Raw genomic sequence first — 10788 nt, 5'->3', positions numbered from 1 at the left:
TGGGAGTGGGTCTCGGCGTCTACTGGTACTGGCCTAAGTTCTTGACGATTTTCCAGGAGGGCAACCCGCTGCCGGTGGCGCTTGCGGTGGCCAAACTGGAGCTTACGGGGGCCGAGATCGTGCCCGTAACCCCAGACGAAACCAGGCTGATCCAAAAGAGCGGAAGCGAGGAGCCCCTTACGAGGTTTCTGGCCGGGCGGGGCTGGAGGTTCAAGGACCGGCTGGGAGCTGCAATTTTTTACGAGAGGGGCGGGAGGACTCTGCCGGTTGGGTCCCGCATGTTCACCAGGCGCTACGTCATCTATGTCCTTGAGAGAAGGCCGTAGTCCTGAGCGGCGGGCCTCCGCAGCGCTGATCGCCGCACTGGGGTGATTGATGCGCTCTGCCCCAGTTTGCTCTGGCCGGCCGGGCGGCGGCTCCCGCGCCCTGGCCCCGAGGCAGTTCAGGCCGGGGGATTCCCGCCGGGCGCGGTACCCCTAGAGCCCAAGCGCCTTCTTCCTCCCGGCGCACACCCTCTCCCACTCGCAGCCGGCGCAGAAGACGCCGAGCCATTCCGGGGCCGTTGTCAGGAGCTTCTCCCTCACCTCTCCCCAGCGCGCCCTTGACCCTACCGCCAGCCCGAGGTGTGCCAGGGCCTTCTGATCCAGCTCCCTGATCGCCGCCTCTCCTCCCGACTCGTTGGCGCACACCCCGTTCTTCAGGGTGGGGCACCAGGCGCAGACGTCGTCTGCCCCCGGGATCACCTCCACCTCTTCACCCTTTTCCAACCTGTCCATGATTCCCTTGAGGTTCTCTACGAATTCGGGGCCGTAGCCCTCCCCCTGGAAGAAGTGCAGACAGACCAGGTGGTGCCCCCGGAGCCTGACCACAGCCACCATCTCCTTTCTTTGAATATGAAAAGCTCACCTGATCTTTTTCTCCACCCTCCCTGCGGGTTCCTCCAGGCCCCGCCCCGGCTCCACGCCGCCCACCTCCGCCGGGGCGGAGCCGCGCCTTGAGGCCTCTGCTCCCGGCCGCCCCGCCGCCGCTCCGGCCACCGGCGCTCGCAAATGCGCGGCGCCAGAGGCGCCGTCTAGCACTCAATGGAGCTTTTATGCTTACAAGCTGCACCGCGGCAGATGCGAAAGACTTTTCCTCGATTTTCATTTTCTAGCTCCGGAAGGGGATTATGTAGGGTATAATAGTAGCAGAAGTTTATTGCTTAAGCCTGGTCTATGCAGGGGGTTCAGGTCCCCCCGGGTGGCGCGCTGATTATTATCATCGAAGAGCATGAGGCTCGAAAGGGCGCGGTGGAGATGGCTCTCAGGGCAAAGAGAGCGCTCGACGCCTTGGCCAGGGAATTGAACCTTCCCGGTGAAGCTATTCTCGAGGAAGGGTTGAATTAGAAAAGAAATTGCGGAGCATCAAGGCTGAGATCTTTCAGATTGCCGGGAAGTACGGGTTTTCCTCAGTTGAGGGGATGGAGACCCTCTACAGGCGGAGCTGCGGTGAGGCCTTGCGATACATTCCGGCTGGGGGAGATTGCGGTGATAGAGTTTGCCGACATTGTGGAAGAGGCTTTCTGCCCTGATCCCGGTGAAGCGCGCATTATTCTGATTGACGGCGCTCCAGGCCCCGCCTGGCTCCGCTGGGGAAGAGAGCGGCCGGCCTGAAACCTGGAGCAGGATCTAAGGAGCAGGAACTGCCCGTTCACGAAGGGGGCTTTCGGAGCGGCACAATTACGTTAGTATAGAAAATGTAGAAAACCGTGCTCCCCAGGAAGAGAAGAAGGAGCAGCGCAAGCACCTTTTCGACCAATGTCCATCCCTCCAAGAACTGTCCTCTGGTCTGGAAGCCCGGCTGGGGCGACGCCATCTTTTTTCTTAATTTGGCCTGATTGAGTTTTTCCATGCATGAATATAAACATCTTTTTGATCCCTTGACGAAACCAGGTGGTGATGCTATTATTGCATCGTGAACTGCGGGAGTGGCGGAACTGGCAGACGCGCCGGACTTAGGATCCGGTGGGCAACCGTAAGGGTTCGAGTCCCTTCTCCCGCACCAGGCGGAAATCTCCGGCAGCAGCGCGCCGCTGGCGGCTGCTGCCGGCAGGATAAAAGTGCGGCAGAGGACATTTGACGGCCAGTATCCCCTTCGGTATAGGAGGAGCATAAATGCGCGCGACTCTGGAAAGGATAGAGAAGAACCAGGTGTCCCTCCACGTGGAAGTGGAAGCAGACCAGGTTGAGGAAGCCCTGGAGAAGGCTTACCGGAAGGTGGTAAGGAAGGTGAGCATTCCCGGCTTCCGAAAAGGGCGGGTGCCGCGCCCGATTCTGGAAGCTCGCCTCGGAAAGCAGGTGCTCTACGAAGAGGCCCTGGAGATGCTTCTTCCCCAGGCGTACCAGGAAGCAGTCCGGGAAACCGCAATCGATCCCATCGACCAGCCCAAAATCGACGTCGTCCAGCTGGAGGCCGGCCAGCCCCTGATCTTTAAGGCAACTGTCGAAGTGATGCCTGAGGTCAAGCTGGGCCCGTATAAGGGCGTGGCTGCCGTCATGCCTGAAGTTAAGGTAGGGGACGAAGAGGTTGAGCTTCATTTGAAGATGCTCCAGCAGCGGCACGCCCGGCTGGTTGACGCCGGAGAAGGCCCCGTTGACGATGGGGACATTGCGGTCATCGACTACGACGCAACCGTGAGCGGGAGGCCGGAACCCCGCCTGAGCGGGCGGGAACAGGCGGTTGAGGTTGGCTCCGGAAAATTTATTCCCGGCTTTGAAGCCCACCTGCTGGGTGCGAAAGCGGGGGAGGAAAAGGAATTCACTTTAAGTCTACCCTCCCTCTTTAACATTTCCGACCTCGCCGGAAAAGATGCCCGTTTTAAGGTGAAAATCGCAGCCGTCAAGCGCAAAGAGCTGAGCCCGCTCGATGACGAGTTCGCGCGGGATGTCAGCGAATGTTCTACCCTGGCGGAATTAAAAGCGCAGATTCGGAATAAACTGGAAGAGGTGGGGCGCCTTAATGCCAGACGCATTTTTACCCAGCGCGTCGTTGAGAAGGTGGTTGCCCAGGCGGAAGTGGATGTTCCCGAGGTTCTGGTGAAGCGGGAGGCAGAAAGGGAGCAGGCGCGGTTTTTGCAGCGGCTTGCCCTGCAGCGGATGGACCTCGACCAGTACCTCCGGCTTACCAATAAAGACTTTGCTGCCTGGCAGGCCGATTTTGAAAAGAGGGCGAGGGAAGCCGTGAAGGAGAGGCTTGTGCTGGGGGCAATCGCGAAGGCCGAGGGCCTCAAGGTGACGCCTGAAGAGCTGGAAGAGGAGATCAAAACCCTCGCCGCCCAATACGGCCTGGATCACGAAGAGCTGCGAAAGAACCTGGAGGAAAAGGATCAGCTTGGATCGGTTGAAGAGGGCGTTCTGCTCGAAAAGGTTCAGAGGTTTCTGGCCGACCACGCGCTGGTGCTTCCCGATCGGTCTGAGGCTGCCTCTCCCGAAGCCGAAAAGGAAGGCGGGCAGCCCCGGGCGGAAGACGCCGCAGCGCCTCCTCTGGACTCCGGAGCAGGCCGGGCGGAATCCGGGAGCGAAGAGGGCAAAGTGCAGGAAGAGCAGGCGCTTCCGGGGGACTGAGGAAGGAGTTTTCGGCCTTGAAGGAAAGAGCCGCGGGCAAGAGAAAGAGCGGAGCGGCCCCCTTTTGCCGCAGGCAAAAATCTGGTATAGTTTAGGTATAAAGAGGCTTCTTAATCAAAATAAAAAAGCTATGTTTAACTGTTAGAAAGCAGGTGGACCGGTTGTTGAGAAACCAGTATCTGGTGCCTATGGTTGTTGAGCAAACAAGCCGGGGAGAAAGGGCGTACGATATTTATTCCCGGCTGCTGAAAGACAGGATTGTTTTTCTGGGAACACCTATTGATGATCACGTCTCAAACCTGGTCATCGCCCAGATGCTTTTTCTTGAAGCAGAAGACCCTGAGAAAGACATCTACCTGTACATAAACTCCCCCGGTGGTTCGATTACTGCAGGGATGGCCATCTACGATACAATGCAGTACGTAAAGCCTGATGTTTCCACGATCTGTGTGGGGCTTGCTGCAAGCATGGCCGCCTTTCTCCTTGCCGCCGGCGCCAGGGGGAAGCGCTTTGCAACTCCGAACAGCGAGATCATGATTCATCAGCCTCTTGGGGGAGCCCAGGGCCAGGCAACGGACATCGAAATCCATGCCAAGCGGATTTTAAGGGTGAGGGAAAGGCTCAACCAGATTCTCTCCCAGTTGACGGGGCAGCCTCTCGAGCGGATCCAGAAAGACACGGACCGGGATTTCTTCATGAGTGCCCAGGAAGCCAGGGAATACGGAATCATTGATGATGTGATTACTTCACGGGTAGGGGAAAAGGTGGGGTAATCCGATAGGGGGTGTAATTTTTTGTACAAGTTCGGTGACGACAAAGGGCAGTTAAAGTGTTCTTTTTGCGGCAAGTTGCAGGACCAGGTGAAGAAGCTGGTGGCGGGCCCCGGTGTTTACATCTGCGATGAGTGCATCGAGTTGTGCAACGAAATCATTGAAGAAGAGCTCAACGATGAGGCAGGATTTGAGCTGAGCGATATCCCCAAGCCCAGGGAGATTAAGGAAATCCTGGATCAGTACGTGATAGGGCAGGAGCGCGCCAAAAAGATCCTTTCCGTCGCCGTTTACAACCACTACAAGCGCATTAATCTGGGCCTGAAGGTTGATGATGTCGAGCTCCAGAAGAGCAACATTATTATGCTGGGCCCGACCGGCTCCGGGAAAACGCTCCTTGCCCAAACACTGGCCCGGATTTTAAACGTGCCCTTCGCAATTGCCGATGCCACATCTCTGACCGAGGCCGGATATGTCGGTGAAGATGTGGAAAACATTCTCCTGAAGCTGATCCAGGCTGCAGACTATGATGTAGAGAAGGCAGAGAAGGGGATTGTCTACATCGATGAAATCGATAAGATTGCCCGAAAGTCGGAGAACCCCTCCATTACCAGGGACGTTTCCGGCGAGGGAGTCCAGCAGGCTCTCTTAAAAATCCTGGAGGGTACGGTTGCCAGCGTCCCACCCCAGGGTGGAAGAAAGCACCCCCACCAGGAGTTCATCCAGATTGATACCACGAACATTTTGTTCATCTGCGGTGGCGCTTTTGAGGGGATTGACAAGATCATCCAGAACCGCATCGGGAAAAAGACCATCGGTTTTGGTGCGGAACTGGGCAGCCGGAGAAACCTCAAAATTGGAGAGATTTTAAGTCAGATTTTGCCGGTAGACCTTTTAAAGTACGGCTTGATCCCCGAGTTTGTAGGACGGGTGCCGATCATTGTGACCCTCGATGCCCTGGACGAGGACGCCCTTGTGAGAATCCTGACCGAGCCCAGGAATGCGCTCGTCCGCCAGTACCAGAAGCTTTTTGAGCTGGACGGCGTGACGCTGGAATTTAAAGAGGATTCGCTGCGGGCGATCGCCAGGGAGGCGATCAAGCGGAACACCGGGGCGCGGGGGCTGCGGGCAATTCTGGAAGATTTAATGCTCGATGTCATGTACGAAATTCCCTCGCGGGGGGATGTTGCGAAGTGCGTGATCACCAGGGAGGTCGTGACAAAAAAGGAAGAACCGATCCTGGTCACTGTAGACAGGAAGAAAAAGAAGGAGGAAACTGCCTGAAAACCGACTGCCGAACGGAAGGGCGCTCTTCAAGGGCGCCCTTAAATTTTGCTCCGCCTTTGCTCCGCCCGGCGCGGGGCTGCCGGCGCCGGGAAGAAGGGGTTTAAAACTGCGGTTCCTGGTAATAATTTAAAGACGGAGAGAAAAATTTAGCAGCAAGGAGCCGTGGTTGCTTTGGAGGGTCACTTGGGCTGGAACAGCCTCTTGGGTTTGGTTCAAATATTTTTTGTCATCGTGATCGGGCTCTATTTCTGGAACCTGCTCCGGAACCAGCACGGAACGCGCCTTGCGGTGGACCGTGAGGCGAAGAAGGAGCTGGAGAAAATCCAGCGCCTGCGGGGGATTTCCCTTGCCGAGCCCCTTTCCGAGCGCACCCGGCCGCAGTCTTTTGAGGAAATCATCGGCCAGGAGGACGGGCTCAAGGCGCTGAGGGCGGCCCTGTGCGGCCCGAACCCCCAGCACGTGCTGATTTACGGGCCGCCGGGGGTGGGAAAGACGGCTGCCGCCCGGCTTGTGCTCGAAGAGGCCAAGAAGAACCCCCTTTCCCCTTTCGGGGCGCACGCAAAGTTTGTCGAGATCGACGCCACGACGGCGCGCTTTGATGAGCGGGGAATTGCCGATCCCCTGATCGGATCTGTTCACGATCCGATTTACCAGGGCGCCGGCCCCCTGGGAATGGCGGGGATTCCTCAGCCCAAGCCCGGCGCCGTCACGAGGGCGCACGGCGGGGTCCTCTTTCTTGATGAGATCGGGGAGCTTCACCCCACCCAGTTGAACAAGCTCTTGAAAGTGCTTGAGGACCGGAAGGTTTTCTTTGAAAGCGCTTATTACAATTCCGAGGACCCGAATATTCCGGCGCACATCCACGACGTTTTCCAGAACGGACTGCCTGCGGACTTCCGCCTGATCGGAGCAACGACCCGGCTCCCCGAAGAGATCTCGCCGGCCATCCGCTCCCGCTGCGTCGAGATCTTTTTCCGGATGCTCCTGCCGGCCGAAATCAGGGTGATCGCGGAGAACGCGGCTGCGAAGATCGGCTTTGCCTTTGGCCCCGGGGCGCTGGATGTCGTCGAAAAGTACGCCACCAACGGGAGGGAAGCCGTCAACATCGTCCAGATCGCCGCAGGCCTCGCCCAGGCCAGGGGCATCCGGGAAGTCCAGGCTGCAGACGTGGAGTGGGTCGTCAGCAGCGGCCAGTATTCCCCCCGCCCGGAAAGGAAAGTGCCCCCCGAGCCGGCAGTCGGCCTGGTGAACGGCCTGGCCGTGAGCGGCCCAAATCTCGGAACGCTTTTGGAAATCGAGGCCTGCGTGATTCCTGCCGGGAATGAGCGGGGGCAGCTGGTCGTCACAGGGGTAGTGGAGGAAGAAGAGCTGGGGGGGCTCGCCGGGAGGCGGGTGAGGCGGAAGAGCATGATCAAAGGGTCGGTGGAGAATGTCCTCACCGTGATCCGGCGCTACTTCGGCATCGATCCCAGGAAGTACGACATTCACATCAACTTCCCGGGAGCCGTTCCCGCCGAGGGCCCCTCGGCGGGAGTGGCCGTTGCTGTGGCAGTTTATTCCGCCCTGACCGAAAAGCCGGTTGACAACCTTGTGGCGCTCACAGGGGAGCTTTCCCTGCGGGGAGAGGTGAAGCCGGTAGGGGGGATTGTTGCCAAGGTGGAGGCGGCCTGGCGCGCCGGGGCAAAGCGCGTCCTCATCCCCCAGGAAAACTGGCAGGAAATTTTTCGGGAGTTCCCCCTTGAGGTCATCCCCGTGCGGCAGATTCAGGAGGTGCTGAAGCTTGCCCTCCTGCCGGATTCCCGCTTGAAGGAGGTTCCGGCATAGCCGGAGCTTCTGTCCCGAACCCCCTTCAGGGGGGTTTTTTATTGTGGCCGGAGGAGCAGGGGAGGGATGTAGCCGCCCGGGAGGAAACCTGTTGCAGGGATCGGCGAAATTAGAGTAGAATTATAAAGGAAGTTCTCAACAGGAGTTTTCCCGGCAATAAAGGGGGTGGCCTGGATGTCCCAAGAAAACTATCAGCATTTTGAAGACCAGAAGCAGGTTGGACACGAAGAGACGGAACGCGTCTTGCCTTTGCTCCCCTTGCGGGGTATTTTGGTGTTTCCATATATGGTCGTTCACCTTGATGTGGGCCGCGAGAGATCGGTAAATGCAATAGACGAAGCAATGCTGCACGACAGGGAAATCTTTCTCGTAACGCAGAAGGAAGCCCAAACTGATGAACCCCGGGAATCCGATATCTACCAGGTGGGAACCATCGCGGAAATCAAGCAGCTGCTGAAGCTGCCGGGGGGGACCTTCCGCGTCCTTGTCGAAGGGTTGACGCGGGGAAGAATTAAAAAGTACTTTTCAATGGAGCCTTTTATCAAGGTGCTTGTTGAGGAGTACCATGAAAGCTCCGAAAAAACACCGGAAATCGAAGCCTTGATGCGGACCGTCGTCGGTCAGTTCGAGCAGTACGTGAAAATGGGGAAAAAGATTCCCCCCGAAACGGCAATTTCTATTGTTTCCGTTGACGACCCGGGCCGGCTCGCCGACATCATTGCCTCTCATGTGAGTTTGAAGGTGGGGGATAAACAGGCGATTCTGGAAGCGATCGACGTAAAGGAAAGGCTCGAAAAGCTTAGCGAGATCCTTTCCCGCGAGATGGAGATCCTCGATCTGGAGCGGAGGATCAACCTGCGCGTGAAGAAGCAGATGGAAAAAACCCAGAAAGAGTACTATCTGCGGGAGCAGATGAGGGCGATTCAGAAAGAGCTGGGCGAGAAAGACGAACGAACCGCAGAAGTGGAGGAATTGCGGGAACGCATTGCCCAGGCCCGTTTTCCCAAAGAAGTGGAGGAAAAGGCCTTAAAAGAAGTGGAGCGCCTGGAGAAGATGCCCCCGATGGTGGCCGAGGCAGTTGTGGTGCGAAATTACCTGGACTGGCTCCTTGCCCTCCCCTGGTACAAGGAGACGCGGGACCGGCTCGACCTTGACGGAGCAGAGCGCATTCTGGAAGAGGATCATTACGGCCTTGAAAAGCCCAAGGAGCGCATCCTGGAGTACCTGGCGATCCGGAAGCTTGCTACAAAAATGCGGGGCCCCATCCTCTGTTTTGTGGGGCCTCCCGGAGTGGGAAAAACCTCCCTCGCGAAGTCGATCGCGCGGGCTCTCGGCCGGAAGTTCGTCCGGATTTCCCTGGGTGGGGTCCGGGATGAAGCGGAAATCCGGGGCCACAGGCGCACCTATGTGGGCGCCCTGCCGGGCCGGATCATCCAGGGAATGAAGCAGGCGGGCACGAAAAACCCTGTTTTTCTCCTGGACGAAGTGGATAAAATGAGCGCCGACTTCCGGGGGGACCCGAGCGCGGCCCTGCTGGAGGTGCTTGATGCGGAGCAGAATCACAGCTTCAGCGACCACTACATCGAGGTTCCCTTTGATCTCTCGAAGGTCATGTTCATCACAACGGCCAACGTGGAATACAACATCCCCCGGCCGCTGCTCGACCGGATGGAGGTTATTCGGATTTCCGGCTACACCGAAGAAGAGAAGGTGAAAATAGCCGAGCGCCACCTGATCCCCAAGCAGTTGAAGGAGCACGGGCTGAAGCCCCACCACCTCCAGATTTCGGAGAACGCCTTGCGGGGGATCATCAGGGAGTACACGCGGGAGGCGGGGGTCCGCAACCTGGAAAGGGAGATCGCCGCAATCTGCCGCAAGACTGCGCGCGAAGTTGTCAAAAACAAGAATTACCGGGTCAAAGTTTCTGCTTCCAATCTGGCATCGTTTTTGGGAATTCCCCGCTACCACTACGGTACGATCGAGAAAGAGAACGAAGTGGGTGTGGCAACCGGTCTGGCCTGGACCGAGGTGGGCGGCGAAGTGCTCAGCGTGGAGGTAAGCATTCTTAAGGGCAAGGGCAACATTACGCTCACCGGGAAGATGGGAGATGTGATGAAAGAGTCGGCGCAGGCCGCCCTGAGCTATGTCCGGTCGCGGGCGCAGGAACTGGGCATCCCGGAAGACTTTCACGAAAAGTTCGATATCCACGTCCACATTCCGGAGGGGGCGATCCCGAAAGACGGCCCCTCGGCGGGGATTACGATGGCCACCGCGCTGGCTTCCGCTTTGAGCGGGCGCCGCACAAGCGGGGAGGTGGCCATGACGGGAGAGATTACCCTGCGCGGCCGCGTCCTGCCGGTGGGGGGGATCAAAGACAAGGTGCTTGCGGCGCACCGGGCGGGGATCAAAAAGATCATCCTTCCGGCGGAGAATAAAAAGGATTTGGAGGAGATTCCCCCCAACATCAAGCGGCGCCTCAATTTCGTCCTGGTCCGGAACATGGACGAAGTGCTGCAGGAGGCCCTCCTTCCTCTCGCGCGGGAAGATGAAGAATGCAAGAACACTGCCTGACGCAAAGGCGGCCCCTCTCTTTGCATGCCGGAAAAGAGGTGCTAACGGCGGGCTCGTGCGCGTAAGATTCAGGAAGGAGGGGGGAATTACCTTGCGCGGAAAAGGCTTTTTGGTGAGCGGTTTCGGAGGAGGCTCCGGCCCCCTGAAAAGCGGGCTGGCGGCCTCTTTTTTGCTCGGCGGGACGGGCTGTTTTGCGGCCCTGCTCTATGCGGCGTGGGGAACCGGCGGGGCCGTCTACCTCAGCTCCTTTTTGGTCTGGTGGCTGGCGTTGAGCTGCCTCGGCGGAGGCATTGTTGCCGGGCTTCGCGGGGGACCCGGTTTCTGGCTGCGCTCCGCATCTATTGGTGTGGCCTTCGCCTGTTTTTTCCTCTTGCCTCTTTATGCCTTCGCCCCTGGGAGCCTGGACCTCCGGGACTGGGTGGTCTATCCTGGAGGGGCCGCCCTCCTGAGCAGCGCCGGCGCCCTGGGAGGCGCCAACCTGAAGCCGGCCCGGAACAAAAAGCGCGGCACCCGGGATCTGCCGGGCAGCCCCGGCAGCCGCTTGCTAAAAAGATCAGGAAAAGGGCCCGGTTAACGCCAGCAGCTCGCCCAGGGCGATCTTGAGTGCGAGAAAAAATGAGGTGTCGGCTACATTTCCCTGAAACTCCTTCAAGCGGCGCTTATCAATGGCACGTATCTGGTCGGGTAGGGCGCGGGTTGTCTTTCCGTGCAGTACCATTTCCAGACGGAGATAT

11 protein-coding genes, 1 tRNA gene and 1 pseudogene are annotated in these 10788 nt (G+C 58.4%); 10 read left to right on the top strand and 3 right to left on the bottom strand.

What is annotated here, in order from left to right:
• Nucleotides 1–326 (top strand): hypothetical protein (locus tag HPY58_06570; GenBank protein ID NPV29316.1); only part of this gene is annotated, 326 nt, incomplete at its 5' end.
• Between the two features lie 150 nt (nt 327–476).
• On the opposite strand, the gene HPY58_06565 is transcribed toward HPY58_06570, so the two are convergent.
• Both HPY58_06565 and HPY58_06560 read right to left on the bottom strand, forming a co-directional pair.
• Nucleotides 477–869, bottom strand: a complete 393-nt coding sequence (locus HPY58_06565; protein ID NPV29315.1) for a DUF1284 domain-containing protein — start codon at nt 867–869, stop codon at nt 477–479.
• 33 nt (nt 870–902) lie between these two features.
• The gene (locus HPY58_06560; GenBank protein ID NPV29314.1) at nt 903–1079 is read right to left on the bottom strand and encodes a hypothetical protein; all 177 of its coding nucleotides are present in this window, start codon (nt 1077–1079) and stop codon (nt 903–905) included.
• 135 nt (nt 1080–1214) lie between these two features.
• Between HPY58_06560 and HPY58_06555 the strand changes: the two genes are divergently transcribed.
• The 9 genes from HPY58_06555 (at nt 1215) to HPY58_06515 (ending at nt 10628) form a co-directional block, all read left to right on the top strand.
• Nucleotides 1215–1385, top strand: a complete 171-nt coding sequence (locus HPY58_06555; protein NPV29313.1) for a hypothetical protein — start codon at nt 1215–1217, stop codon at nt 1383–1385.
• Nucleotides 1386–1487: 102 nt separating this feature from the next.
• On the top strand, nt 1488–1652 hold the full coding sequence (locus tag HPY58_06550; protein NPV29312.1) for a hypothetical protein: 165 nt from the start codon (nt 1488–1490) through the stop codon (nt 1650–1652).
• Nucleotides 1653–1960: 308 nt separating this feature from the next.
• Nucleotides 1961–2043, top strand: a tRNA-Leu gene (locus tag HPY58_06545).
• Nucleotides 2044–2153: 110 nt separating this feature from the next.
• Nucleotides 2154–3602, top strand: coding sequence for a trigger factor (locus HPY58_06540; protein ID NPV29311.1), 1449 nt, complete (start codon nt 2154–2156; stop codon nt 3600–3602).
• Between the two features lie 161 nt (nt 3603–3763).
• Nucleotides 3764–4375 (top strand): ATP-dependent Clp endopeptidase proteolytic subunit ClpP, encoded by a 612-nt coding sequence (gene clpP, locus HPY58_06535; GenBank protein ID NPV29310.1) that lies wholly within the window; start codon nt 3764–3766, stop codon nt 4373–4375.
• 21 nt (nt 4376–4396) lie between these two features.
• Nucleotides 4397–5656, top strand: coding sequence for an ATP-dependent Clp protease ATP-binding subunit ClpX (clpX, locus tag HPY58_06530; protein NPV29309.1), 1260 nt, complete (start codon nt 4397–4399; stop codon nt 5654–5656).
• Nucleotides 5657–5842: 186 nt separating this feature from the next.
• On the top strand, nt 5843–7483 hold the full coding sequence (lonB, locus tag HPY58_06525; protein ID NPV29308.1) for an ATP-dependent protease LonB: 1641 nt from the start codon (nt 5843–5845) through the stop codon (nt 7481–7483).
• A gap of 174 nt (nt 7484–7657) precedes the next feature.
• Entirely contained in the window at nt 7658–10054 is a 2397-nt protein-coding gene (lon, locus tag HPY58_06520; protein NPV29307.1) for an endopeptidase La, read from the top strand.
• Between the two features lie 91 nt (nt 10055–10145).
• Nucleotides 10146–10628: a hypothetical protein gene (locus HPY58_06515; GenBank protein ID NPV29306.1), complete on the top strand. Its 483-nt coding sequence runs from the start codon at nt 10146–10148 to the stop codon at nt 10626–10628.
• Here HPY58_06515 and HPY58_06510 read toward each other — a convergent pair.
• Nucleotides 10608–10781 (bottom strand): annotated as a pseudogene (locus HPY58_06510) (CopG family transcriptional regulator). The gene HPY58_06515 and the pseudogene HPY58_06510 overlap by 21 nt on opposite strands.
• Nucleotides 10782–10788: the final 7 nt, after the last annotated feature.

Source organism: Bacillota bacterium (assembly GCA_013177945.1).
Lineage (GTDB): Bacteria > Bacillota > DSM-12270 > Thermacetogeniales > Thermacetogeniaceae > Ch130.
Note: the sequence above shows the minus strand (reverse complement) of the source record. Positions and strands in the feature narration are given on the sequence as shown.